Annotated in this window: 22 protein-coding genes; 1 reads left to right on the top strand and 21 read right to left on the bottom strand. The window is 62.1% G+C overall.

Features of this window, described 5'->3' with window-relative positions:
• Positions 1-153: 153 nt before the first annotated feature.
• The 13 genes from IPM16_07905 to IPM16_07845 all read right to left on the bottom strand — a co-directional run bounded on the left by IPM16_07905 (position 154) and on the right by IPM16_07845 (position 14,406).
• Positions 154-2,007 carry an ABC transporter permease subunit gene (locus IPM16_07905; protein ID MBK9123034.1) on the bottom strand — a complete coding sequence of 618 codons (1,854 nt, stop codon included), beginning with the start codon at positions 2,005-2,007 and terminating at the stop codon, positions 154-156.
• An 82-nt stretch (positions 2,008-2,089) separates the two neighbouring features.
• Positions 2,090-3,118, bottom strand: coding sequence for an amino acid ABC transporter substrate-binding protein (locus tag IPM16_07900; GenBank protein MBK9123033.1), 1,029 nt, complete (start codon positions 3,116-3,118; stop codon positions 2,090-2,092).
• Positions 3,119-3,240: 122 nt separating this feature from the next.
• Positions 3,241-3,699: a hypothetical protein gene (locus IPM16_07895; protein MBK9123032.1), complete on the bottom strand. Its 459-nt coding sequence runs from the start codon at positions 3,697-3,699 to the stop codon at positions 3,241-3,243.
• A 157-nt stretch (positions 3,700-3,856) separates the two neighbouring features.
• A complete protein-coding gene (locus IPM16_07890) occupies positions 3,857-4,693 on the bottom strand; it encodes an ABC transporter permease (GenBank protein MBK9123031.1) in 837 nt (278 codons plus the stop codon).
• A gap of 33 nt (positions 4,694-4,726) precedes the next feature.
• Entirely contained in the window at positions 4,727-5,701 is a 975-nt protein-coding gene (locus IPM16_07885; protein ID MBK9123030.1) for an ATP-binding cassette domain-containing protein, read from the bottom strand.
• Between the two features lie 9 nt (positions 5,702-5,710).
• A complete protein-coding gene (locus IPM16_07880; protein MBK9123029.1) occupies positions 5,711-6,214 on the bottom strand; it encodes a MarR family transcriptional regulator in 504 nt (167 codons plus the stop codon).
• Positions 6,215-6,339: 125 nt separating this feature from the next.
• Positions 6,340-7,134, bottom strand: a complete 795-nt coding sequence (locus IPM16_07875) for an ABC transporter ATP-binding protein (GenBank protein ID MBK9123028.1) — start codon at positions 7,132-7,134, stop codon at positions 6,340-6,342.
• 94 nt (positions 7,135-7,228) lie between these two features.
• A complete protein-coding gene (locus IPM16_07870) occupies positions 7,229-8,431 on the bottom strand; it encodes an ABC transporter substrate-binding protein (protein MBK9123027.1) in 1,203 nt (400 codons plus the stop codon).
• A 131-nt stretch (positions 8,432-8,562) separates the two neighbouring features.
• Positions 8,563-9,651 carry a branched-chain amino acid ABC transporter permease gene (locus IPM16_07865; protein MBK9123026.1) on the bottom strand — a complete coding sequence of 363 codons (1,089 nt, stop codon included), beginning with the start codon at positions 9,649-9,651 and terminating at the stop codon, positions 8,563-8,565.
• Positions 9,652-9,655: 4 nt separating this feature from the next.
• Entirely contained in the window at positions 9,656-10,597 is a 942-nt protein-coding gene (locus IPM16_07860) for a branched-chain amino acid ABC transporter permease (protein ID MBK9123025.1), read from the bottom strand.
• Positions 10,597-12,531, bottom strand: a complete 1,935-nt coding sequence (locus tag IPM16_07855) for an AMP-binding protein (protein MBK9123024.1) — start codon at positions 12,529-12,531, stop codon at positions 10,597-10,599. The genes IPM16_07860 and IPM16_07855 overlap by 1 nt, the downstream gene beginning before the upstream one ends.
• Entirely contained in the window at positions 12,528-13,340 is an 813-nt protein-coding gene (locus IPM16_07850) for an ABC transporter ATP-binding protein (protein ID MBK9123023.1), read from the bottom strand. The genes IPM16_07855 and IPM16_07850 overlap by 4 nt, the downstream gene beginning before the upstream one ends.
• Before the next feature lie 100 nt (positions 13,341-13,440).
• A complete protein-coding gene (locus tag IPM16_07845) occupies positions 13,441-14,406 on the bottom strand; it encodes an MBL fold metallo-hydrolase (GenBank protein ID MBK9123022.1) in 966 nt (321 codons plus the stop codon).
• Positions 14,407-14,541: 135 nt separating this feature from the next.
• Here IPM16_07845 and glpK point away from each other — a divergent pair, with 135 nt between their 5' ends.
• A complete protein-coding gene (gene glpK / locus IPM16_07840; protein ID MBK9123021.1) occupies positions 14,542-16,038 on the top strand; it encodes a glycerol kinase GlpK in 1,497 nt (498 codons plus the stop codon).
• Here the strand turns inward: glpK and IPM16_07835 are convergent.
• From IPM16_07835 to gnd, 8 genes are all read right to left on the bottom strand, one after another.
• Positions 16,035-17,099 carry a branched-chain amino acid ABC transporter permease gene (locus tag IPM16_07835; GenBank protein MBK9123020.1) on the bottom strand — a complete coding sequence of 355 codons (1,065 nt, stop codon included), beginning with the start codon at positions 17,097-17,099 and terminating at the stop codon, positions 16,035-16,037. The genes glpK and IPM16_07835 overlap by 4 nt on opposite strands.
• Positions 17,100-17,102: 3 nt before the next feature.
• A complete protein-coding gene (locus IPM16_07830) occupies positions 17,103-18,125 on the bottom strand; it encodes a branched-chain amino acid ABC transporter permease (protein ID MBK9123019.1) in 1,023 nt (340 codons plus the stop codon).
• Positions 18,125-18,829 carry an ABC transporter ATP-binding protein gene (locus IPM16_07825; GenBank protein ID MBK9123018.1) on the bottom strand — a complete coding sequence of 235 codons (705 nt, stop codon included), beginning with the start codon at positions 18,827-18,829 and terminating at the stop codon, positions 18,125-18,127. The genes IPM16_07830 and IPM16_07825 overlap by 1 nt, the downstream gene beginning before the upstream one ends.
• The gene (locus tag IPM16_07820) at positions 18,826-19,599 is read right to left on the bottom strand and encodes an ABC transporter ATP-binding protein (protein MBK9123017.1); all 774 of its coding nucleotides are present in this window, start codon (positions 19,597-19,599) and stop codon (positions 18,826-18,828) included. The genes IPM16_07825 and IPM16_07820 overlap by 4 nt, the downstream gene beginning before the upstream one ends.
• A gap of 64 nt (positions 19,600-19,663) precedes the next feature.
• On the bottom strand, positions 19,664-20,989 hold the full coding sequence (locus tag IPM16_07815) for a substrate-binding domain-containing protein (protein ID MBK9123016.1): 1,326 nt from the start codon (positions 20,987-20,989) through the stop codon (positions 19,664-19,666).
• Between the two features lie 104 nt (positions 20,990-21,093).
• The gene (locus IPM16_07810) at positions 21,094-22,155 is read right to left on the bottom strand and encodes an alpha/beta hydrolase (protein ID MBK9123015.1); all 1,062 of its coding nucleotides are present in this window, start codon (positions 22,153-22,155) and stop codon (positions 21,094-21,096) included.
• Positions 22,156-22,249: 94 nt separating this feature from the next.
• Positions 22,250-23,704 (bottom strand): glucose-6-phosphate dehydrogenase, encoded by a 1,455-nt coding sequence (gene zwf, locus IPM16_07805; GenBank protein MBK9123014.1) that lies wholly within the window; start codon positions 23,702-23,704, stop codon positions 22,250-22,252.
• A 3-nt stretch (positions 23,705-23,707) separates the two neighbouring features.
• Positions 23,708-24,616, bottom strand: a complete 909-nt coding sequence (gnd, locus tag IPM16_07800; protein MBK9123013.1) for a decarboxylating 6-phosphogluconate dehydrogenase — start codon at positions 24,614-24,616, stop codon at positions 23,708-23,710.
• Between the last annotated feature and the right edge of the window lie 155 nt (positions 24,617-24,771).

Below are 24,771 nucleotides of genomic sequence, written 5' to 3'. Positions count from 1 at the left end.
CCGGACAGGACCGTCAAGATCGCATCGAAGGGTGTGCGGAACAGGTTATGTCGTATCCAGCCGAGCGCGCCCGTCGAGCTTACCGGCGCGTGCCGGCGTGCGGGTTCCTCGTTGTGGATGACCGATCGTCCAGAGGCGTCTTCGAGTGCCATCTCATCTGCCTCCCCGCTGCGGCACGGCTTTGCGGACAAGCGATCCTATTGCCCCGTGCGGCGCGAAGATCGCGAATAGGCCGCCGCCTGATTGCGGCGAACGCGTGACCAACTGGAACCGGCTGTTGACTGTGTTCATGACGTATGAGATGAGCAGACTCATGGTGAGGTACGTCGCCATGATGATGACGAACACGGAGACCGTTTGCCCGGACTGGTTGATGATGGTGTTGCTAACTTGGAACAGGTCGGCATACGAGATCGCGATCGCGAGGCTCGAGTTCTTGGCGAGGTTCAAATACTGATTGCCCATCGGCGGAATGATTACGCGGAGGGCTTGCGGCAAGATGATGAGCCGCAGCGTCTTGCTATAGCCGAAGCCCAGTGCGCGCGCTGCCTCGACCTGTCCCTTGTCGACCGCCTGAATGCCGGCCCGAACGATCTCGGCGACGAACGCCGACGTGTAGATGACGAGTCCAAGCAGGAGCGCGATGTACTCGCCGGAATAGTTGACGCCCGAGACGTACCGCAAGCCCTGACGCCGTGGCTGTTCCATCACCAGCGGGGACCGCGACACCTCGCGAAGCTGTTCGTTCGTCAGCAGATTCTGCGACATCGCCTCGCCAACCGGCATTTCGACCGTTTCGCTGCCGCTTGCGACTGTTACGGTTTCGGGAGCAGGGGCAAACGTCGCAACACCCCATCCAATGACGACCGCCGCAGCGACGATACCCAGCGCAATCCACAGCTTCGGCGTCGGTTTTCCGGTCTTTTCGGAGATTTGGCCGAGTTCGCGGTGTACGACGTATGCCATCACGAACCCGACGACGGCGATCACGGCAAATGGAATGAAGCGGTCAGTGGGGTAGAACGCTGGCAGTACCAAGCCACGGTTGGATAAGGCGACGAGCGGGTTGCCTTGCGGAAACTCGATCGCAAACCGGATTGCCGGCAGCGTCAACACAAGGATGAAATAGCACGCAAACAGTTGTACCAGCAGCGGCGTATTGCGCAGAATCTCGACGTAGACCCGCGCGATGGTCTTCACGAGGAAATTCGTACTTAGCAAGCAGACGCCAAAGAAGATTCCGACGATGGTCGCAAGCGGCAGGCCCAGAATGACGACCCGGATCGTGTTTTCGACACCGACGACGTAGGCCCGCCAGTAGGATTCGTCGGGCGAGTAGTAGCCTTCTGCGCCACCGATGCTGAAGCCAGCACGCGTGCTCCAGAAGTCGAAGTTCGGCGCCAGATTCTTCTCGCGGAGCGATGAATCCACGCTGCGAGCCAGCCCGATTGCGGCGACAATCACGATTGCTGTAAACGCGAGCTGGAGCGCCGCCTTAATCAGCCGCTCGTCTCCGAGCAATCGTGCGCCGATCCGAAGCGGTAGGGGCAGCTTTTTGTCATCGATGCGCCCGTCGGCGCGAATCAGGACAAACTGCGCGAGGAGTACAGCCGTAGCGATCAGCCCGGCCCAATACCCCGCAGCAGGTTGCAGCGCAACAGCCGGATCGATACCCGCAGGGTCCAATGCGATGGAGGCAGGGACCAGCAGCCGTAATATGAAATACGCGGCGGCCAAGACGCCTGCAAACACCAGCACGAGGCGCGCATTCGGGCCGCTTATAGCACCGACAAACCCGAGCACTGCGCCGACCAGCGCATGGCCAGCGGCGACGTACAACAGCCAAACAGCGTCATCGCCGATACCTGTAATGCGATAGCCCTGCAGCTCGCCGGAGGAAGGTGCGATGACTTCGAACCAATAAGGCAGCAACAGAACAGCGAGAAAGAAAACCGCGAATGCTAGCCTAAGATAGCGGGGCGGGATCAATTTCTGGATATAGGCCATGTTGAACCGCTCTCGTTACCACCTCTAAAACGACGCGGCGGGGAACAGACCTCGTCCCCGCCGCGTTCACATCACCTATGTCTTAACGGAACGGCGGCGCGTAGATCAGACCACCGTTCGTCCACAGCGCGTTGACGCCGCGCTCCACACCCAGCGGGGTGAGGTGGCGATCAAAGATTTCGCCGTAGTTGCCGACCGCGCTAAGCACGGTCACCATGAAGTCGTTGGCGATACCGAGATACGCGCCAGCGTTGTTGTTGTTCTGGCCCAGCAGGCGCTGGATGTCGACGTTGTCGGAAGCCAGCATATCGTTGACGTTCTCGCTGGTCACACCGAGTTCCTCAGCGGTGATCAGGCCCCAGACCGTCCAACGGATGATGTCGGCGAACTGCTCGTCGCTCTGCGGGCTCAACGGGCCGAGTGGCTCCTTGCTGATAACGATCGGAAGGATGGTGTACGAGCCGGGGTCGGCCGAGGTCGCACGGCGCGAAATCAGACCGGACTGGTCGGTCGACACGGCGTCGCAAGCATCAGAGTCGAACGCGGCCATCACGGCGTCGAAGTCCTGATAGGTCTGCAGGTTGAAGGTCAGACCGCGTTCGGTGAACGCGTCGGTGACCTGCAGCTCAGTGGTCGTGCCGGCGTTGGTGCAGATCGTGCCGCCTTCGAGGTCTTCGATTGTGGCAGCACCCGAGGCCGTCTTGACCATGAAGCCCGCGCCATCGTAATAGGTGGTCGGTGCGAACGTGGCGCCCCACTCGGTGTCGCGCTGCAGCGTCCACGTCGTGTTACGGCTGATCATGTCTGCCTCGCCCGAGGCCAACACCGTCGGGCGCTCAGCCGCGGTGATGGCGCGGTACGTTACCGCGTTGGCATCACCGAGAATTGCAGCGGCGACAGCCCGGCAGACATCGATGTCGAATCCGCTGAACTCACCGGCATCGTTCTGTGAACCGAAACCGGGGACGATCGCGTTCACGGCGCAGATCAACGATCCGCGATCAATGATGCGCTGTGTGATCGGGCCGACCTCGGCCTGAGCGGCCACAGGTGCGATGGCGAGCATCAGCACCGCGGCGGCAAGGGTAAAGACCAGTGCTTTCCTTAGCATGGTTACAACCTCCACTCGAACAAAAACGCTACTGGCACGCAGGGAATCAAAAAGACTGCCCCACAAGCCATGCAGGGCAGTCTATCGCGTCACGCTGAGCTTGTCAAAACAGCGGCCGTCTTTTATCCCTCGTTTGTCGGGCAGAGCTTCCACGCGCCGTTTTCGACGACAACCTGCAGCGGCGGAATGCCGTCAACGGGAACCGCCTGCTCGACACCTGCGGCAGTCACCGATATTTCGCCGCCTACTGCGACCGTGGCGGTCGTGTCGGTAACGTCGCTGGCGGTATAGGTCAGCTCGGAGAAGTCGAACGTGACCTCTACGCCCGGTACTGCCGCAGCGAGACCGCCAAACGCCTGCGCAATCGCTTCTGCTTCCCCGGCCTGAGCCTCGCAGAGCGCCGCGCGTGCGCCATCGGCGTCGCCTGCAAACGCCGCCTCAAAGAACGTCTTGGCCACGTCAGTCGGCGAGCCGCTCGTGCTTCCGCCACCACCACCCCCGCCGGACGAACCGCCTTGTTGACAGGCCGCTGCGACCAGTATAACCATCATCAAGGCGAAAATGCTGCGCATGTGCTTCATGAAGATTCTCCCTCAAGGTAAATGAAGCCCGCGATAGGTTCACGATATGAGGGTTTCGAGAAACGCGCAACCGGGGTGGGCGATTCCGGCGAACCTGCCCGCGAATCGAAACGGGCGACCGATAGGCCGCCCGCCGAGTCACGACGAATTGAGCAGACTAGCGCCGCTTGGTGCGCGCGCGCAGGGCGAAGGTCGCGAAGGCGAACAACACGACTGCCAGCACCGCGCAGCTTGACAGGCCGCGCAGTATGATATCGGTGTCCCATCCTGTGTTCAAGATCGTTCGCATCGCGTCGAGGATGTACGTGATCGGGTTGAACTGTGCGGCCGTCTTGATCCAGCCCGTGAGCAGCTCCAGCGGAACGAACGTCGGCGCGAGGAACGACAGCGGGAAGAAGATGAAGCTCGCGCCCTGTGTCGCCGCCGCGTTACCGCTGAACAGCGCGATTCCCACAGTGAAGCCGGCGAAGCCCGTGCCGAGGAACAGCGCGAAGCCGATCACGCCGAGGATGCCGGCAAATCCAGTCGCCGGCTCAAGGCCGAGCAGGACTGCAAGCCCGACGACGACGCTGGTCTGCAGCGCGAGGATGACAGCACCGGCAAGCATCGGCCCAAGCAGCAGCGCTGCACGGCTGACCGGCGTCAGCATCAACTTATCGAAGTAGCCGTTGTCGATGTCGCGCACGATGCTCTGCCCGGCCACGCCTGCGCCGCTCAGAGCCGCGCTCACGACCGACAGCGGAAGGATGAAGCCGAGGTAGCTCTGCCCGCGCAGGCCGGGGATAAATCCCGACGCCCCGCCCAGCGTCGATTGGTACACCAGCAGGAAGAAGGCGCTGATGACGATTGGCGGCAGGACGACCGCCGGCACTCGGAAGTTGGTGACGAGCGTGCGCCACGTCAGCATGAATACTTGGCCGACAAACGGCATCACGCGGGAACGGCCATCCATGGTTGCAGCAAGCGTCGTCGTGCTGCGGGTGATCGCAGTCATGGGGTGATCTCCTCTAGAATTCGGGCTGTGGTGTTAGGCTTCGGCGGGAACGGATTCTTCTTCGACTTCGAACCGCTGTCCCGTGACTTCGAGGAACACGTCGTCGAGAGTCGGCTGGGTGAGCGTGAGCGAAACCGCTTCGAGGTCGGCGCTGGTCAAACGGTTGACCACGGCGGGGACGACTTCGGCGGCGTTGGCACGGTACAGGCGAACGGTGCGCCGATCGATCTGGGTCTTCTCGAACATATCCTTGAGCGTCTCGGCGGCGCGCTCGGCGCTTACGGTATCGCGCAGGGTCACGTTCACCGATTCCTTGCCCAGCGCAGCCTTGAGCGCTGCCGGCTGACCTTCGCTGACGATTTGCCCGCGGTTGATGATCGCGATGCGGTCGGCCAGTTCGTCGGCTTCCTCCAGATACTGGGTCGTGAGGAAGATGGTCATGTTGTATTCGCGATTTAGGCGCCGGACTTCCGCCCAAATGTCGCGTCGGCTGGCCGGGTCGAGGCCGGTGGTGGGTTCGTCAAGGAACAGAATCTCCGGCCGGTGCACCAGCGCCAGCGCTAGATCGAGGCGGCGCCGCATACCGCCCGAGTACTTGCCAACTCGCCGGTCCTTGTACTCCGACAGCTTGACAATATCGAGCAGCTTGTGGGCCCGTTTCAGCGCATCTCGACGCGTCTCGCCGAAGAGCTGGCCCTGAATGGTGAGCAGTTCGAGCGACTTCATGATCGGGTCAAGCCCGATGTCCTGCAGCGCGACACCGGCGATTCGGCGGACATCTGCGGCTTGCGACACGATGTCATACCCGCCGACTGTGGCACGCCCAGACGTCGGGAGTCCGAGCGTCGTCAGCATTTGAACAGTGGTCGACTTGCCTGCGCCGTTAGGGCCAAGAAATCCGAAGATTTCGCCGCTTTCGACCTTGAATGACACGCCGTCGACTGCGGCGAAATCGCCGTATCGCTTGACCAGATTGTCCGCAACGATCTCACGATTGATGGAATCCATACCTTGCCTCTACGCCTCGTCCTGATCTTCCGATATCGAACCATGCCCGATTCGTTCCATTGGCCGGTAGCTGCCCATCGCCTTGGCGAACGTTTGGCTGAGCAGGCGCAGCCCGCTGAGCAATGTCACGCGTTCGTCGTCGGTCAGGGGCTCCAGAAACTCGCTAATGCGCTCGGCCGTGTAACGGTCAATATCCTTCAGGAGTTTGCGCCCGGCATCGGTGATCTCGACCCGCACGATGCGCCGGTCTTCGGTATCGCGTACGCGCCGCACAAGTCCGCGCTCTTCGAGCACGGTGACGGTGTTCGACATCGTCGGCGCGCTGACGCGGTTAACCGTCGCAAGATGACCTAGCGTGGCCGGGGCCTCGTTAAGCTGCCCGAGCAAGCCCATGTTGCCCGCCGAAAGATCGTGGCCGCCGGAGCGGATCTCCGCACTCATCACACGCATGATGAATGGGATGATCTCCAGTGCCGCCTGTGCAATCTCGCGAGGGTGGGGGATGTCGGACATGGACGATCGTTAGCACTCCTAAAGAATAGACGCCCTAAACATTAGGCCTTAAAAGTAAATCGAAGCCTAAGCGCGCCTGAAGGATTGACTCAAAGCTGGTAAGTGAATCGTGAGACGGGACGTGGCTAAGACAGCCAACGCTTGCGGCGGCGGTAGTGCTTGACATCGCGGTAGCTCTTGCGCCGGCCGACCTCGGTCAGGCCGAGGTAGAACTCGCGCACGTCGGCGTTGCTGCGTAGATCGTCTGGCGTACCGTCAAGAACGATGCGCCCGTTCTCCATGATGTACGCAAAGTGGGCAATCGAGAGGGCGAGGCTGGCGTTCTGTTCGACCAGCAGGATCGTCGTGCCCTGCTCGTCGTTGATTCGCTTGATGATGTCGAAGATCTCGCGCACCAACAGCGGCGCGAGGCCGAGCGATGGCTCATCGAGCAGGATGACACGCGGGTTCGCCATGAGCGCGCGACCAATCGCCAACATCTGTTGCTCGCCGCCGGACAGGAAGCCGGCAACCTGATACCTGCGTTCGAACAAACGCGGGAAGTAGCTGAAAACGAGTTCGATGCGGTCGCGTACCTGCTGCGGATCGCTCACAGTATACGCACCGGCGCGCAGGTTCTCTTCGACGTTGAGGTGCTCGAAGATCCGACGCCCCTCCATGACTTGAAAGACCCCGTCGCGCACGATCTGTGCCGCGTCACGGTGCTGAATCAACAGATTGTCGAACACGATTGTCCCGTCGGTGACGGCACCATTCTCAGGCTTGAGCAGCCCGCTCACCGCCTTCAGCGTGGTCGACTTGCCGGCGCCGTTGGAGCCTAGCAGCGCGACGATCTCCCCTTCGTGTACCTGCAGCGAGAGGCCCTTCAGCACGAGGATGACGTCGTTATAGATCACTTCGACGTTGTTGAGCGAGAGCAGCGCATGATGCGCGGCGCGTTCGCGTGGCATATGTGCCTCCGGAGGGGATATGCGATAGGGGGCGTCGCGAGACGCCCCCACAGGTGCAGACAAACTACTCCATTGCGCGCAGGTCGATCAAGTCGCTCGATTCGACCCAGACACCGTTTTCGACCTGATAAATCTTCAACGCGCGATTACCGCGGTGGTCTTCGGCGCTGAAAGACACCGGCGCAAGCAGGCCGCCCGTCTCGTAGTCTTCGAAGGTCTCAAGCGTCGCGCGGATGTTCGGGCCGGTCAGGTCGAGGCCGGCATCCAGCGTGCGGCGGATCGCCTCGGCCATGACGTCCATGGCAGCCCATCCCTGCGAGAAGTGCAGCGAGGCTTCCTCGAGCGTCTGTCCGCGTGCTTCGAGGAACTCACGCGGCCCTTCCTGCCCTTCGACCTCGACAGTCGTCGGCGTGAACGGGATCGCGCCGAGCGCGCCCTCAGCGGCGGCGCCGGCACGGTTCACAAACAGTTCATCGGCGCACCAGTTGAGGCAGCCAAAGTGCACCATGCCAGTTCCGCCAAAGAAGTCGAAGACGTTCTGCGCCAGCAGCGCGGCCGGGCTAGACACGTTTTGAACGATGATGTGCGTCACGCCGAAGTCGTCGGCCTGCTGCAGCTCGGCGGTGAAGTCGGTCGCACCGCGCGGCATCGGAATGGCGAGTACGCCGCCGACACCTGCGCCGCTTGCAAAGGTCTCGCCTTGTTCGATCGGGTCTGTGCCGAACGGGCTGTCGTTGTGGAAGATGGCGATCCGCATGTCGGACGCGCTGTTGCCGTCAGCTTCCCACTGATCCAGCATATGCATCATCATGATCTCAAGCTGGTCGCCATAGGTGGTGGCGATGAGGAAGTTGTAGGGTGCGGTTCCGTTCGGGTCGTTCAGCGATGCCGAATACGACGCGGAGATGAACGGAATCTCGTCCTCGGCGATGCGGCTGACGAGCGCGAGCGTGTCGCCCGTACCCCAGCCCATGAACACGACGACGCCTTCTGCCACAAACTGCGCATAAAGCTGTTCGGCCGTTTCGACGCTGTAGGCATAGTCCGCTGAGATCAACTCGATCGGCCTGCCGTTGATGCCACCGCTTTCGTTCAGGGCGGTCACGTATGCGATCACGCCATCCGCATAGGGCGTACCGACGTCACCTGTCGCTCCGCTCAGATCGAAGATCGCGCCGATCTTGATGGGTTCCCCGCTCTGCGCCCCGGCCGATCCAACGATCAGCATGGCGCACACGGCCAGTAGTACGATCACTCGTTTCATCATGGTTAAGCCTCCCAGTTGGCTAACATGGTCAACGGCAACTGCGCCGCCCGCAGCGCGCCACACGGTGTCGCGCGCTGCCGGAGAAGCGGTTACTTGAGTCTACGATGCAATCCTGCGATGGCTCCCCCTAATTAGTAACTGAATGGCCACAGTCGGAAATAATCCTTGATCGTCCGCCATATTCGTTGAATGCCTTCCGGCTCGATGATGAGCGTGACGACGATGACGACACCGAACACACCCTCCTGAACGAACGGCAGCACGCGATTGAACTCGCTCAGCGAGGCCGGATCGGTTCCGGCCAGCGCGCGCCCGACCGAGCGCAGCAGTTCCGGTAGCACGACGATGAATGCGGCGCCGTAGATCGATCCGCTGACCGTGCCCAGCCCGCCGATGATGATCATGGCGAGATACTCGATGCTGACCGACAGCGTGAACCGTTCGAAGCTGATCGCGGTGCTTTGCAGCGCGAGCAAGCCGCCGGCGATCCCGACGATAAACGACGATACCATGAACGCTAGAACCTTGTAGCGATACAGGTTCACACCCATGACCTCAGCCGCGATGTCTTGATCGCGGATCGCGACGAATGCGCGGCCGATGTGTGTGCGAAACAGGTTCGTCGTCGCCATTGCGACCACGACGAGGATTGCCGCGGCAACCACGTAGAACAGCGTATCGTTGTTGTTCAGCCGCAGGTCGGCGTTGCCGAACAGCGCATTACCGGGAATGCGCAGCGCGTCCGTCGCCCGCCCGTTGATCTCGCCATCGATCGGGTCCCAGTTGATGATGACCCACTCGACGATCTGCTGTGCAGCGAGGGTTGCCACCGCAAGGTACAGCCCTTTGAGCCGCAGCGAGGGCAAGCCGATCAAGCCGCCCAGCAGCGCGGAGATGAACGCCGCCGCGAGCAGAGCGATCGGCCACGGCACGGCGAAGTACACTTGCAGCAGTCCGCACGCGTACGCGCCAATTGCGAGGAACGCGCCTTGACCGAGGCTGATCTGCCCGGTGAACCCGACCAGGACGTTCAGCCCGATTGCGCCGATCGATGCAATGACGACGGTGTTGACGAGCCGCTGTGTGGACGAATCCACCACGAACGGGATGACCACCAGCAGGGCCGCCACCAGCGCGAGGCGAACGCGCTGCATCGTCGTGGGGCGCAGCTGCATGTCGCTGCCGTAGGTCTCGTGGTAGATCCCGCTCTGCGTCGCCATCGCTCTACACTCGCTCGATCCGCTTTTGTCCGAACAACCCGTACGGCTTGATCATCAGGATGATCAGCAATGCCACGTACGGGACGACGTTCTTCAGCGACGGGTGGACGTAGCCGCTGGCGTAGGTCTCCAGCATGGCGATGCTAAACCCGCCTACGATCGCGCCGGCAATGCTGTCCAACCCGCCGAGGATGATGACGGGGAATGCGCGCAGGCCGACAACCGGAATATCGCCTCCGACGGCGTTGGTCAGTTCTCCGATGAGCAGACCGGCAAGGCCTGCCAAGACGGCCGTCATCGACCACGTCAGCCCGAACACTACGCGGATGCTGATGCCCATGCTCATTGCCGCTTGCTGATCGTCGGCGGTGGCGCGCATGGCGATCCCGTACTTGCTGCGCTTGAAGAAAAGCATCAGCAAGACGACGAGGATAACGACGACGAGGATCGTCAGCATCGCCTCCTGCGGAAGATTCAACGGACGCCGCGCTCCCTCCATCTCGATCTGCCAGCGCCCGGCCAACGCCTCCGGCACGATCGAGTAGGGCAGGGGCTGCGGAATGGTGCCCCATGCCAGACCCACGATTGCGTCGATGATGCTGCTGAGTCCAATCGTCACCATGATGACGGAGATGATCTGCTCTCCGATGAGCGGCCTCAGGACCAGTCGTTCGACCAGCGTGCCGACGATCACCATGGCGACCACCAGCGCGGCCACGGAGATGATCGTCCCAAGCGTCGGGTCGATGCCCCATCCCGCCGTGATCGTCAGCAGCTGATAGCCGACGAACCCGCCCAACAGCATGAACTCGCCGTGGGCGAAGTTGATGACATCGGTGGACTTGAATACCAGAACGAGGCCGAGCGCAATTAAGGCCAACAGCGCACCGTCGCTCAACCCTGTATACGTGAGGCGAAGGAACTTGAGGACTTCGTTCGGATCCATCAGCTCGCCACTCCGCCCGGCACCGGCTCCATCGCCTCGATGCGGATTGCGACATCGAGAGTCTGGGTGCGCCCGTCTTGATACGTGATGGTCGACGTGATCCGCACCTCGTCGTGGTCGCCGTACAGCGCGTCGATCAGCTCTTGATAACGCGACGCGACATATCCTCTGCGCACCTTGCGGGTCCGGGTGAGTTCGGCGTCGTCGGCGTCGAGTTCCTTGTGCAGCAGCAGGAACTTCCGGATGCGCGCTGCACCCGGGAGATCGACATTGGTGCGTTCGACCTCACGCCGGATCAGCTCGTAGACGTTCGGTTTCTGCGACAGATCGGTATATGTGGTGTAGGCGGTCTTGTGGTTTTCAGCCCACTTGCCGACGTTGCCGAAGTCGATGTTGATCATAGCCGTCACGTAGGGGAAGTTGTCGCCGCCGAAGACAACCGCCTCACGAACGTACTGGCTGAACTTCAGCTTGTTCTCGATGAACTGCGGCGAGAAGCGCGTGCCGTCGTGCAGCGTCATCACGTCCTTGGCGCGGTCGATGACGATCAGGTGCCCGTCTTCGTCGAAGTAACCGGCGTCGCCGGTGTGTACCCATCCGTCTTCGGTAAGGGTCGAGGTGGTTGCCTCGGGATTATTGAAGTAGCCGGAGAAACACATCGGGCCGCGCACCAGAATCTCGCCGTGTGGGTCGGTCGCGACCTCCGCCCCCGGCATCGCCGTTCCGACGGTCTGGAACTTGATGTCGTCGTCACGGTGGATGACACAGATGCCGGTCGTTTCGGTCTGCCCGTAACCCTGCTTGAGGTTTACGCCGAGGCCGTGAAAAAAGCGGAACACGTCGGGGCCGAGCGCAGCGCCTGCCGTGTACGCCCACTTGATCCGACGCAGTCCGAGCTGGTCGAGCAGGTTGTGGAACACGAGAACTCGCGCCGCCGCAAGCCCGGCCCGCTGCCAGAACGTCATCGGCTTGTTGGCGAATTTGAGGTCGGCCGCGCGCCTGCCGACGGTCAGCGCCCAGTTGAAGATCGTGCGCTTGACCCGGTCGGCGTCTTCGATCTTGACCTGCACCGTGCTGAGCATGTTCTCCCAGATGCGCGGCGGCGCGAACATGATGTGCGGGCCGATCTCACGCAAGTCGTGCGGCACGGTCTCCGGTTCTTCCGGGAAGTTGAGCGCAAAGCCGACACGCATGCCGCATGCCATCGACATCATCTGCTCGCCGATCCACGCCAGCGGCAAGAAACTCACGAATTCGTGATGCGGCTTGAAGTGGTCGACCGCCGTCAGACCATCCGCCATACTGAGGAGGTTGCCGTGCGAGATTTTCGCCAGCTTCGGCTTGTTCGTCGTGCCTGATGTGGTGCTGACGATGGCGACATCGTCGGACTTGCCGAGGTTCACCTGCTCGTCGAACCATGTGGGCTGTTCGGCATGCATGGCCGCCCCGGTCGACTCCACATCGGGGAATGCGACGAGGAAATCGCCGTCGTAGCGGCGCAAGCCGCGCGGGTCGAAGTAGATGAGCGACTCGACCGTCTCGAGGTCGTCCCAGATATCAAGCAGCTTGTCGACCTGTTCTTGATCCTCGACGACGATGAAGCGCGTCTGGCACAGGTCGACGATATACGCCACCTCGCTCACGACCGAGTCCTGGTAGATCCCGACGCTTGCCCCGCCCAATGCTTGCGCGGCCACTTCCGCGATCACCCACTCGGGCCGGTTGTCACCGAGGATGGCGATGCGATCGCCGCGCTGAAAGCCCATCCGGTGCAGCCCCAACGCAAAGTTGCGCACGCGCGTCAAGTACTCCGCCCACGTGATCGACTGCCAGATGCCGAAGCGCTTCTCGCGCAGGGCCATGGCGCTGCCGATCTGTGCCGCGTTGGCGCGCAGCTGCTGCGGAAGGGTAGCGGGTTCGATGTGGCCCGTCATTCCTGTTCGCCCAAGTATGCCTTGATGACTGCGGGATCGGAGCGGACGTGATCCGGCGTGCCGACCGCAATACATCGCCCGAAGTCGAGTACGGCAACGGTATCGCTGACGTCCATGACGACACCCATGTCATGTTCGATCAGGATGATGGTGACGCCCCACTCCTCGTTGATGTCGAGCACGTACCGTGCGATATCCTCCTTCTCCTCCACGTTCATCCCGGCCATCGGCTCGTCAAGCAGCAGCATACCGGGATTGGTCGCCAGCGCGCGGCCCAGTTCGACACGCTTCTGCAGACCATACGCCAGCGCGCCGACGAGCTGCTTGCGGATTCCCTGAATTTGCAGCAGGTCGATGACATGCTCGACAAACTCGCGGTGGCGGATTTCCTCAGCCTGCCCGCTGCCCCAGTACAGCAGGGCGGACAATAGATTCTTCTTCATGTGGACGTGGCGGCCCAGCATCAGGTTGTCGAGCACGGTCATGTGGCTAAACAGCTCGATGTTCTGGAATGATCGCGCGATTCCCAGATGGGCGAGGCGGTGTGGCGCGGTCTTGACGAGGTCGGTGTCACCGTACCAGATGTGACCGTGCTGCGGGCGGTATAGGCCGCAGATGCAGTTCAGCATCGATGTCTTGCCGGCGCCGTTGGGGCCAATGATGGCGAATATCGTGCCGGGTTCGACCTGAAGGCTTACGTCGCTAAGCGCCTTGACGCCCCCGAAACTCAGGCTCACATGGTCGACCACCAGCCGGTGCCGGGGCGACGGATTGTCTTCATACGGACGAGCGAAACGGGATAAGGTCATTTGTCGGTCAACAACGTACAAAATCGTAAGCGCCGCACGAATTCACGGCCAAAGTATTTGAGTATTCAGATTACCCGCTATCGACCTGATTCCGCAAATGTCACCTGATATGCGCATCCAGCCAGCCTGCTGGAAGCGCTTGGTACGGTGTCGTTGGCCGGACGAAGCCGTCCTCGACTTCGATGGCCCGGGCACGCGTTAGCTCCGCTAGATAGGGTGAGACAAAGTCCTGCGGCGTCGTTCCGAAGGCGTGTTTCGCGTAGTCAATGAACCATGGGACGCGCAGAAGAAACGCGGCAAAATCGCGTTCGGCCATGCCGTCAGTCAGCATCAGGTTGTACGTCCCGAGGCGCTTGAGGGCATGCCACGCCGCGCGCTCAGGCTCGGCGGCCCACGAGTCGAGCCGTTCGAGCGCCGCTTCCATCGCCTCGTCCGGCGCTGTGATGACTGGCCCATGCCCGGACAGCGCACGCCGCACCGGGGCGTCGAGCGTGTGCAGACGGTGGATGCTTGCGATCAGCCTGTGGAGGCTGGTCGCGCCTTCACGAAAAGGCGTCACTGTCGCGACGTCGTTGGCATGGAACGTGTCGCCGGCGACGAGCGTGCCCTCGTCGGTCAGGAAACTAATGTGCCCCACCGTATGCCCCGGCGTGGCGACGACCTGAAGAGCAGGGCCGCCGGTCTCGAGTACCATGCCATCGTCAAGGTAGAGGTCGACGGTATATCGCGGCGCGGGCTGAATGAACCAACTGCTGATCATGCGCTTCAGCGTGCCGTCGACGGCCGCGGCGGCTTCGGTGCGTTCTGCGGCAATGGGCACGCCGTATTCCTGCTGGAAGTATTCGACGGCGCCATTGTGATCACAGTGATAATGCGTGAGGGCGATGCACTGCAGGTCACGTGGGTGCAGATCTAGGCGTTCGAGGTGCGATTCGACTTCGGCGACATCAGTCGCAAAGCCGGGGTCGATCAGTATTGGGCGCGGCCCGCGGACGATCGCCATGTTCGCGCTTGGGAAACGGCGTTCAATCAGCTCAACCGGCCTGCGGCTTGGAGGAAGTCTCACGGTGTCACGGGTCCTTGTCGATAGACGTAGGGCAGTGCAGTCTGGCCAGCGAGTGCTGACTGATCACTCGTCAGCCGGGTCAATTGTGAGTCAATATAGTAACCATGAGATCTGTTCACAACCGGCGGGTGAATTATGGCAGCGAAATATGTTGGCGCGCTCGATCAAGGGACCACAAGCACGCGTTTCATTCTGTTTGACAAGTCCGGGCGCATCGCGGGTTCACACCAACTGGAGCATCAGCAGATCTTCCCGCAGGCTGGTTGGGTCGAGCACGATCCGGCGGAAATAATCCACCGGACGCACGCCGTTATCGACGGTGCGCTCAAGGCCGTCGGCGCGCAATCCACAGATGTCGCGGCGATCGGCATTACCAATCAGCGCGAGACCACGATCGTGTGGGATCGCAACACTGGCAAGCCATTCTACAACGCCGTGGTCTGGCAGGACACGCGCACGGACAAGATCGTCGGCAGACTTGCCGCGGCCGGCGACGCCGACCGCTTCCGCGAGAAAACAGGACTGCCGCTGTCCACTTACTTCAGCGGGACCAAGCTGATCTGGTTGCTGGAGAACGTCTCCGGGCTGCGCGAGGCGGCGGAACGCGGCGATGCCCTGTTCGGCACAATCGACACGTGGTTGATCTGGAATTTGACCGGCGGCAAAGCCCACGTCACCGACGTGACTAACGCCAGCCGTACACTGCTTATGAACCTGGAAACGCTCGACTGGGATGCGGAGATCCTCGCCGAGCTCGGTGTTCCCCGCCAAATGCTGCCAACGATCCGGGCATCCAGCACGCCTGAGCCCTATGGCTCGGTCAACGTGGGTGGCGGCGAAATCCCCCTGACGGCGATACTCGGCGATCAGCAGGCGGCGCTGTTCGGGCAGACGTGTTATGACGTCGGCGAGGCCAAGAACACCTACGGCACGGGATGCTTCATGCTGCTCAACACCGGCGAACGGATCGTGCTCAGCCAGCACGGTCTGCTGACGACCGTCGGCTACAAGCTGGACGACCAGCCCGCGGTGTACGCGTTAGAGGGCAGTATCGCCGTGACCGGATCGCTCGTGCAGTGGTTGCGCGACAACCTCGGCATCATCCAGTCGTCGCCAGACGTGGAGGCGCTGGCCCGCGCGGTCCCGGACAACGGCGGCATTTACTTCGTCCCGGCGTTCAGCGGGCTGTTCGCGCCCTATTGGCGGGGCGACGCGCGCGGCGCGATCGTGGGCATGACGCGCTTCATCAACAAGAATCACATCGCGCGTGCCGCGCTGGAGGCGACCGCCTACCAAACGCGCGAGGTCATGGACGCCATGCTGAACGACAGCGGCGTGCAGCTTCATACCCTAAAGGTCGACGGTGGTATGACCCACAACGACCTGCTGATGCAGTTCCAAGCCGATATCCTCGACGTGCCGGTGGTGCGGCCGGTCGTGGCGGAGACGACGGCGCTCGGCGCTGCTTACGCGGCGGGTCTGGCCGTCGGCTTCTGGGGCGGGCTGGATGAACTGCGCAAGAACTGGCAGATCGCGCATCGGTGGGATCCCGCTATGCCGGACCTCGAGCGCGACCGCTTGTTCGCCGGGTGGAAAAAGGCGGTGACCCGCACGTTCGATTGGGTCGACTAGCGGCGTGCGAAGCGCATCCGAAGCCGGTTCCACGTCCCGACGATTCCGAACGGGAAGATCAGCACGACCAGCACGAAGATCAGGCCGAGGATCAGCAGCCAACTGTCGCCGATGTCGATGGTGAGCGACCCTATCGTGATCGTCGCTTCGCGCAGCAGCACGTCGGCCAGCGTCAGGCCCGACGCGCCAAGGATTGGCCCGGTGAACGTTCCAACTCCGCCGATGATCGTCATCAACAACGCGTCTACAGTGTGCGACACGTTGAGCATTTCCGGGCCGATCTTCTTCGCCAGAAGTGCGTGAATGATGCCGGCACAGCCCGCAAGCACACTGGCAATCGTGATCGACAAAAGCTTGAACCGCAGCGTGTTGAAGCCGATCGCCTGCGCGCGCATTTCGTTCTCGCGGATTGCTTTGAACACCGCGCCGGCAGGCGAGTTGACGAGCCGACGGATGAACACGAACGTCCCGGCAAACAAGATGAGGCTGACGTAGTACAGGTTGATGCGGCTCTGCGCGGCGTCGATCCATACCGGAATTGTGGAGAGCGCGAACCCGTCCTCGCCGCCGGTCACGGCCCAGCGCCCGAAGTAGATCAGCACCATTTCCGACACGGCTAGCGTGAAGATCGCGAAGTAGACGCCGCGCAGCCTCAGTGTCGCAAATCCGATACCCAGCCCCAGCACGGCGCTCACGACGATCACGAGTGCGACGCCGACGAAGAACGCGAGGTCGGGCGGCAGACCGGTCATCTGCGTCACCATGCCGAGCAGGTAACCGCCCAACCCGAAGAACATCGCGTGTCCGAAGCTGATGACTCCGGTGAACCCGAACATCAGGTTGTAGCTCATCACCAGCACGGAGAGGGCGAAAATGTCGATCAGGATCGACATCCAATACACAGCCGCGCCCGACATGATAAAGCGCGATCCACGCTGTACGCCGAACGGGCTGCTGCCGGTGATCCCACCCACAATATGCGGAAAGAGAACGAGCAGCACGGAGAAGACGATGTAAATCCACTCGTTGCGGAGGAAGCGCGTGAGACGGTTCTGCGCCATGGCCTAGCGATCCTCCCCGAAAAGGCCCTTGGGCCTCAGCAGCAGCACCAGCGCCAGCAGCAGCATCGGCGACATGCTCGCCAGCACCGTCCCGATCTCAGGGCGTGCGCTGAACTGTTCCATCGCAGCCCAGCCCAATCCGACTACAAAACTGCCGACCGCCGTGCCTTCGAAACTGCCTAGTCCCCCGAGCACGATGACCGCGATGCTCGCCAGCAAGAACGTCGCGCCGAGCGAGTTCGTCGCCCCAAGGAACGGTACCGCTACCCCGCCGCCGAACGCAGCCAATGCGCACCCGAGCGTGAACACCAGTGTGAATACCGCGCGCACGTTGATCCCCAGCGCGCTGACCATTTCCGGATCCTGCACGCCGGCCCGGATGATGATGCCGATGCGTGTGCGCCTCAAGAGCACAATCACGACAGCCATCAGCATCAAGCCCATAGCGATGACGAACAGGCGGTAGGTACTGAATGGCGTGTCAAAGATCCGGAACTGCGACTCTTGAATCGGCAACCTGACCGTCCAGCTGTACGGCGACGGACCCCACAGGAACTTGACCGCCTCCAGCAGGATGATCGAGACGCCGAACGTCAGCACAAGCTGGAACAGCGCGCGCTTGTACAGCGGACGCAGCAGCCCGCGTTCAAGCACGTAGCCGAGGACCGCACCGATGAGTGTGGCAATCGTGATTGCGAACGCGAAGCGCATCGTCGGATCGGCGATAAGACTGCCGAACGACATGATGCCCGCCTCGGGATGCACGACGTCGAACGTGATGTATGCGCCGAGCATGAAGTATCCGCCCTGCGCGAAGTTCAGGATATCCATTAAGCCGAAAATCAGCGACAGACCCGCGGCGACGAGGAACAAGAGCATCGCACGGAGCAGCCCGGTAAGCAGTGTGATCGCAAATGTTCCGGGTGAGAAGTTGGCGGCGATGAACGCGAAGATCAGTATCGCGCCAATCAGCGCGACGGATGTTGCGACCGACCCACGGCCGGTCGGAACGAGCGACTTGAGCATTACGCCACCCCCAGATACCGCTGCACCGTGGCTTCATCTTGCATCAGGTCAGGCATCAAGCCGGACTGGACGCTGTGGCCATCGTCGATGATGACATAGCGATCGGCCAGACGTGAAGCCACGCGGAAATTCTGCTCGACCAGCAGCACGGTCTTGTCCGCGGCCAGCTCGCGGATGGCGGCCATGAGCTGCTCAATAATGACTGGCGCTAATCCTTCACTCGGCTCGTCGATCAACAGCAGGCGATTGTCGGCCACGAGCGCGCGCGCGACAGCCAGCATCTGCTGCTGCCCGCCGGACAAGCTCCCGCCGCGCAGCGTCACAAGCCGCTTGAGGTCCGGAAACAGTCGGAATATGAAGTCGGACGTGCGTTCGAGGTCGCCGGTGGCGCGCTCGCTAATGCGCAGGTTTTCGAGAACGGTCAGCTCCCGGAAAATCGCGCGGTGTTCCGGCACGTAGCCGACGCCGAGTCGGGCGATCGCATGCGGCGCGCGCGACTTGATGCTCGTGCCGTTGAACAGCACGTCGCCAGCGGACGGCGGGGTCATGCCCATAATCGTGCGCAGGGTGGTCGTCTTGCCGGCGCCGTTACGCCCCAGCAGTACTGTGATGCTTCCGGCAGGGACGGTGAAGTCCACGCCTTCGAGGATATGAAACTGATTGATGAACGTGTGGATGCCCGAAAGCGCGAGAACGTCGGTCATGCGTGCCCTCCGGGCAGGTCGTACAGCTGGCCGAGATACACGTCCTGAACCTGCTTGTTGGCGCCGATCTCCGCTGGCGTCCCCTCGGCAAGCACCTGACCGAGGTTCATCACCGTGATTCGGTCGCACGCGTTCATCACGACGTTCATGTTGTGCTCGACGATGACGATCGTCCGCCCGCCCATACTGCGAACCCGGCTGATGATCTGCATCAGTTCCGGCACCTGTTCGGACGCCATGCCCGCCGTGGGCTCGTCCAGCAGCAGCAGTTTCGGATCAGCCGCAAGAAGGATCGCGAGTTCGAGCTTGCGCTTGCCGCCGTGGGGGAGCACGCTTGCCGGCATGCTGGCATGTCCTTGCAGGCCGACAAGTTCGAGGGCTTCCGCCGCTCGTGTCACGTACGGCACGATGGTCGAGGCGCGCTGAAAAATGCGGAAGTTGTCCCTTCCCAGTGCCTGAGCGGCCAATCGCACGTTCTCAAGCACGGTCAGGTTCGGGAATAAGTTGATGATCTGAAACGACCGGCCGATGCCCAAATGAGCGCGCTGATGAAGCGGGACGTCTGTGATGTCCCGGCCATCATAGATCACGCGCCCGCTTGTGGGCCTAAAGTTGCCGCACAGCAAGTTGAACAGGGTCGTCTTGCCGGCGCCGTTGGGACCGATAACGGCGTGGGTCGTACCTTCTTCGACCTGAATTGATACGTCGCTAACCGCGACCAAGCCGCCGAACGCCTTCGTCAACGAGTGCGTTTCAAGAATTGGTGTCATGTCACTGTTCCAAGAATGGCGTCCGGGGGCGTTGGCGCTGCCCCCGGACGGATACTCTTTGCGGCTATTCTTCGGCTCTCATGGCTTCGACTGCCGGCGTGACGACTTCCTCGATGAAGGTGTCGTTCAGCGCGCAGCGATCGGCGTAGTCGCCCTCCAGCTGGCAGGGCGGGTTCGCTGCCAACGCATCGACCTCGGCGATCAGCGTCCAGAACGCGTACTCGGGGCTGTCGAGGTTATCCAACTGCGCGACGTACATCGGCACCAGCACCTGATGATCGCCCGGGCGGATGAAGTACGTACCCTTCGGGCCTTCGAATACCAGACCCTCGAGCTGCGGGATGAGCGATTCGGGCAGCGTATCACCGCCAGCAGCGTCGACCGCGGCATACAGCGCCTGACCGGTCGCGAACGCACACTCGGTGAACAGGTCGGGGTAGTCGACCGCGCCCATCGTTTCAGTGACCGCGACGTGCTTCTCGACCAACCAGTCATTGACCTCGGTCTGCGGGAACGCGTAGTGGTAAACGCCCGGCGCGACCTGACCGATCGTGCTCGGGTCGGAAAGCGCGACGAGATCATTGCTGTTGAGCGCGCCAATGACGGCCATGTTCTCGTAGATCCCGAACTCGGCGATCTGCTGCAGAAGCGGGATTGTCGTATCACCGGCCCAGATCGGGAGCAGAACCTCGGCGCCGCTGTCGCTCACCTGTTGGAGATAGGCGGTGAAGTCGGTCGTTTCAAGCGGGGCGTAAATGACCTCGCTGGCGAAGTTGACGCCGAAGGCACCCAGAGTCGCCTCGTAGGCGGCGGCAGAGGCGCGACCGAAGTCATAGTCGGCGGCGAGGATAACCCAGTTTTCGCCCAGCTCGGTGGCGTACGATGCGAGTGCCAGCGAATCCTGCGCCGTGTTGCGGCACACGCGGAAGGTGTTCGGGTTGAAGTTCGAACCGGTGATCGTGGGCGATGCACCGGGAGCGGCAAATAGGATCGTCTCGTAGTCGACGGCCACTTGCTGCAACCCAAGCGTCACGCCCGAGGACGGGGCGCCAACGAGAATTTCAACGCCCTCGTTTTCGATCAGCTCGCGTGCCTGCTGGCTCGCGGTGTCCGGGTTGCTTGTGTTGTCGCGGACGAGGATCTCTACCGGTCTTCCGGCGATCGTCAGATCGGCCAGCGCGGCGTCGAGGCTGTCATACTCGGCCGGGTCGATGCCGGCGGCGTACAGCAGGCCCAGCTTGAGGCCATAGTCAAGCTCGACGCCGTAAATGGCGAGCACGCCGGACAGGTCGGTCAACAAGCCGATCTTGAGCGGCGCGGCTTCCTGCGCGACGCTGCCGAAGGCCAGCAGCGCGGCGAGGAGAACAAGGACTACTATTTTGGCACGCATGTGTTCCCTCCAGTGAGTGTCTTGCTACAGCGGGCGACTACGGCTCGCTAAGCGCGGATTGTAACCTGTTCACCGTATTGGTCAAATGATCGTCGGCAAACCTGTTAGGCGCGCGCGAGCAGCGCGTGAAATGCCGCGTTGAACTCCTGCGGGTATTCGAGGTACGGCGTATGGCCGCAGTCCTTGAGTGGAAGTATCGAGACGTCACCGCTCTCGGATGCGTACTTGGCAAGCACGGCGCTGATCTGGCTGATCATCGGCTGCGGCGGGAACACATAGGCGCCCGGCCAACCCGGGACGACTCCGAACGCTCCGAGCGTTCCGAGGTCGAACAGTGAATTGTCGCTGACGATCTGGTCGTCGGCGCCGTAAACCCACAACACGGGCGGCTTGACCGGGTTCGTCCAAATCTTGCTGACATCGCCCGTGTATTTCGGCGACAGCGCGTTGATCGGCCCGAACACGCCCGGCGCGACGTTGGGCCAGTTCGGCGACGCCACGAAATCCCCGGCGTACTGCTGTGGCCCGGTGTGCTCGCTGAGCAAGCCGGATAGCAGATCCTCCTCGCGCGCGGCGCGGAACGGCGGTTTCCAATAGAACTTGTTCATCACGTCGCGCGGTGAGTTGGGTGTATCCGACCTATCGCCGTCTGCAATGGCCTGCACGAACCCAGCGTTGACGACCCCGCCGCCCGAGCCGGCGAAGTCGGCATAGCATGGCTGACCGTCCGTGCCCCTCGTGCCGCCGAAACCATACGGCGAACTCGCCGCTGCCAACGTTACCGAGAGCAGGCGGTCGGCATGGTCGCGCAGCAGGCCCCAACACACGCCGCCGCCGAGGCTGTGCCCCGCGATGTGAAACTGGTTGACTCCGAGCTGATCCATGAGCGCAATCAGGTCGTCCACCCAGTCGCCCGGGCCGCGTGTCGCGTCGATCAACTTGGCCCCGTCCGCGCCGCCGTATCCGCGCAGGTCCGGCGCGATGCCCCGGAAACCAGCGGGCAGCGCGACCATCGTTTCTTCCCAGTAGGTAGCATTGCTTGCGTTGCCGTGAATGAACAGCACCGGGGTGCCGTCGTCCGGCCCGGAGAACAGTACGCGGGTCGATAGGCGGGCCGTTTCGACGTGCTTGGCCGTGACGCCGGGTAGGGTAGGGATATCGATCATCGGCAGCCCCTTTCAGTATCCAATCACAACAAATATGGGCCAAGTTCGCGCCCGGCCCACAGTATACCGATTGCAACGTGTTGTGCGCCGCTGTCTAATGATCGAGATCCCCGACATGCCACTGTCTGCCGGTGCGGGCAAGCAGTTCGTCGGCCGCATCCGGCCCCCACGTGCCGGGGGTGTAGAACGCCAGCGGCGGCGCGTCGGCCGACTTCTCCCATCCGGCGATGATCGGATCGACGATACGCCACGCCGCTTCGATCTCGTCTTCACGCGTGAACAGCGCGGCGTCGCCAGAGATAGCGTCGATCAGCAGTCGTTCGTAGCTGTCCGGCACGGTCGACGTCTCGAAGCTATCGCGGTAATGAAAGGTGAGATCGACCGGATGCATCGACTGTGTCGTCTCGGGCTCTTTCGCTTGAATCGTGAGATGCACCCCTTCGTCCGGCTGAATCCGAATCGAGAGCACGTTGGGCGTGATCGCATTCGGGTCGACGCCGTCGAACATCAGGTGCGGTGGCCGGCGAAATGTAATCACAATCTCGGACTGCTTGCGCGCAAGGGCCTTTCCCGACCGCAGGTAGAACGGGACGCCCTGCCAGCGCCAACTGTCGATGTACAGCTCCAGCGCGGCATAGGTGGGAGTCTTGCTGTCGGGTGCGGTGCCCGATGCCTCACGGTAGCCGGCGTACTGCCCGCGGACGGTGTGCGATGGGTCCGGCGGCCGGACAGCCCTAAGTACCTTGACCTTCTCGTCGCGCAAGGCGTTGGCCTCGAACGAAGTAGGCGGTTCCATGGCGATGAGGGACAGGAGCTGCATCAGATGGTTCTGGAACATGTCTCGCAGCACACCAGCCCCGTCGTAGAAGTCTGCGCGGTGCCCGACGTCGACCTGCTCGGCAACGGTGATCTGCACGTTGTCGATCGTGTTGCGGTTCCACACCGGCTCGAAGATCGAGTTGGCGAATCGGAAGAACAGGATGTTCTGCGCGGTCTCCTTGCCGAGGTAGTGGTCAATCCGGTAGACCTGACTTTCGCCGAACACCGCATGGATCGTGTCGTTCAGCGCGTGCGCGGATGCAAGGTCGACGCCGAACGGCTTCTCCACGACGATGCGGCGCCAGCCCGCGTCTTCGTTTGCCATGCCGTGCGTGCCGAGATGCTTGACGATCGGCGCGTACAACTTCGGCGCGACGGACAAATAGTACAGCCGGTGTTCAACGTCCGATCCGCACGCGTCCAGCGCCTGCTTGACCGTCTGCATGCCGTCCGATTGGCCGGCGTCGGCCGCAACGTAGCGCATGCGCGGGGCGAACGCGTTCCAGCGCTCGTAATCGAAGTGCTCGGGCGAAAACTGCTGCACGCCATCTTTCATGCGCTCGCGAAATTCCTCATCCGAGAACTGTGAGCGCGACACGCCGACGATATGCACGTTGTCCGGCAGGCGACCTTTGACGTGCTGGTTGTACAGGGCCGGGACCAGCTTGCGATGCGTGAGGTCGCCCGAGGCACCGAAGATGACGACTGTGATCTGTTCGCTGTGCTGCATCGGCTAGTCTCCCGCCTTCTTGACGGCGTGACCGCCGAACGCGTTACGCATGACCGACAGCAGCTTATCGGTGTATCCATCCTCGCGGCTGCGGATACGGCGCTCGAGGGCGGTCGTGATGACCGGCGCTGAAATGTTCAGATTGATCGCCTCGAACACCGTCCAGCGCCCCTCACCGCTGTCGGGCACATAGGCTGCTATGTCCTCGAGCGCCTGATCTTCGGTCAGCGCGTCGTGAATCAGGTCAAGCAGCCACGACCGGACCACGCTGCCGTCCTGCCAAATACGTGTGATTTCGGCGAGGTCGAGGCCGAACTCCTTCTTGGCACGCATGATCGACAAGCCTTCGGCGAACGCCTGCATCATGCCGTACTCGATGCCGTTGTGGATCATCTTGGTGAAGTGACCGGCACCGGCCGGCCCAACGTGGCCCCAGCCGCGGTCGGGCGCCGGGGCAAGCGCTTTGAAGATCGGAGTCAGCGCTGCGACGGCCGCATCGTCTCCGCCGATCATCAGGCTGTAGCCGACTTTGAGCCCCCACACCCCGCCCGACGTGCCGACATCGACAAAGTGAATGCCGAGCGGCTTGAGTCGCTCGGCCGCGGCCATCGAGTCGGCGTAGTTGGAATTCCCCCCGTCGATGATCGTGTCTCCCGGCGACAGGCGTTGGGCGAGATCGTCGATCGTGGATTGGGTCGGCGCGCCGGCGGGGACCATCAGCCAAACTGCGCGCGGCGCATCAAGCTGCTGGACCACCTCGTCCAGTCCGTCGGCCGGGACAGCGCCGCCTGCCGCCGCAAGCGTCACTGCCTCGTGGTTGCGATCGTAGGCGACAACCGAATGACCCGCGCGAATCAGGCGAGTCGTCATGTTGGCCCCCATTTTGCCAAGGCCGATCATTGCGATTTTCATGGGTTCAATCCTCGGTGATGTACTTGCCTAACGAGACTCTGACGCGCAGGAAAGTATGGGCTTACGGTGCAGCACTTCCACCACAGAGGATACCGCGCACGCGATGTGGCCAAGTAGTCCTCTCGTCCGCTTAGGCGGCGGTATAATGAATACAT

The sequence above is a fragment of the Candidatus Flexicrinis affinis genome (assembly GCA_016716525.1).
Lineage (GTDB): Bacteria > Chloroflexota > Anaerolineae > Aggregatilineales > Phototrophicaceae > Flexicrinis > Flexicrinis affinis.
The sequence above is the reverse complement of the archived record's forward strand: the minus strand, read 5'-3'. Positions and strand labels throughout refer to the sequence as shown.

Coding starts and splice junctions, on each gene's coding strand:
- IPM16_07865 (MBK9123026.1), bottom strand. CDS start 9,651: ATGGCGACGCAGAGCGGGATCTACCACGAGACCTACGGCAGCGACATG.
- IPM16_07890 (MBK9123031.1), bottom strand. CDS start 4,693: ATGACTGCGATCACCCGCAGCACGACGACGCTTGCTGCAACCATGGAT.
- IPM16_07830 (MBK9123019.1), bottom strand. CDS start 18,125: ATGCTCAAGTCGCTCGTTCCGACCGGCCGTGGGTCGGTCGCAACATCC.
- IPM16_07895 (MBK9123032.1), bottom strand. CDS start 3,699: ATGAAGCACATGCGCAGCATTTTCGCCTTGATGATGGTTATACTGGTC.
- zwf (MBK9123014.1), bottom strand. CDS start 23,704: ATGCAGCACAGCGAACAGATCACAGTCGTCATCTTCGGTGCCTCGGGC.
- IPM16_07820 (MBK9123017.1), bottom strand. CDS start 19,599: ATGACACCAATTCTTGAAACGCACTCGTTGACGAAGGCGTTCGGCGGC.
- glpK (MBK9123021.1), top strand. CDS start 14,542: ATGGCAGCGAAATATGTTGGCGCGCTCGATCAAGGGACCACAAGCACG.
- IPM16_07855 (MBK9123024.1), bottom strand. CDS start 12,531: ATGACGGGCCACATCGAACCCGCTACCCTTCCGCAGCAGCTGCGCGCC.
- IPM16_07835 (MBK9123020.1), bottom strand. CDS start 17,099: ATGGCGCAGAACCGTCTCACGCGCTTCCTCCGCAACGAGTGGATTTAC.
- IPM16_07850 (MBK9123023.1), bottom strand. CDS start 13,340: ATGACCTTATCCCGTTTCGCTCGTCCGTATGAAGACAATCCGTCGCCC.
- IPM16_07885 (MBK9123030.1), bottom strand. CDS start 5,701: ATGGATTCCATCAATCGTGAGATCGTTGCGGACAATCTGGTCAAGCGA.
- IPM16_07825 (MBK9123018.1), bottom strand. CDS start 18,829: ATGACCGACGTTCTCGCGCTTTCGGGCATCCACACGTTCATCAATCAG.
- IPM16_07860 (MBK9123025.1), bottom strand. CDS start 10,597: ATGGATCCGAACGAAGTCCTCAAGTTCCTTCGCCTCACGTATACAGGG.
- IPM16_07900 (MBK9123033.1), bottom strand. CDS start 3,118: ATGCTAAGGAAAGCACTGGTCTTTACCCTTGCCGCCGCGGTGCTGATG.
- IPM16_07810 (MBK9123015.1), bottom strand. CDS start 22,155: ATGATCGATATCCCTACCCTACCCGGCGTCACGGCCAAGCACGTCGAA.
- IPM16_07905 (MBK9123034.1), bottom strand. CDS start 2,007: ATGGCCTATATCCAGAAATTGATCCCGCCCCGCTATCTTAGGCTAGCA.
- gnd (MBK9123013.1), bottom strand. CDS start 24,616: ATGAAAATCGCAATGATCGGCCTTGGCAAAATGGGGGCCAACATGACG.
- IPM16_07870 (MBK9123027.1), bottom strand. CDS start 8,431: ATGATGAAACGAGTGATCGTACTACTGGCCGTGTGCGCCATGCTGATC.
- IPM16_07880 (MBK9123029.1), bottom strand. CDS start 6,214: ATGTCCGACATCCCCCACCCTCGCGAGATTGCACAGGCGGCACTGGAG.
- IPM16_07815 (MBK9123016.1), bottom strand. CDS start 20,989: ATGCGTGCCAAAATAGTAGTCCTTGTTCTCCTCGCCGCGCTGCTGGCC.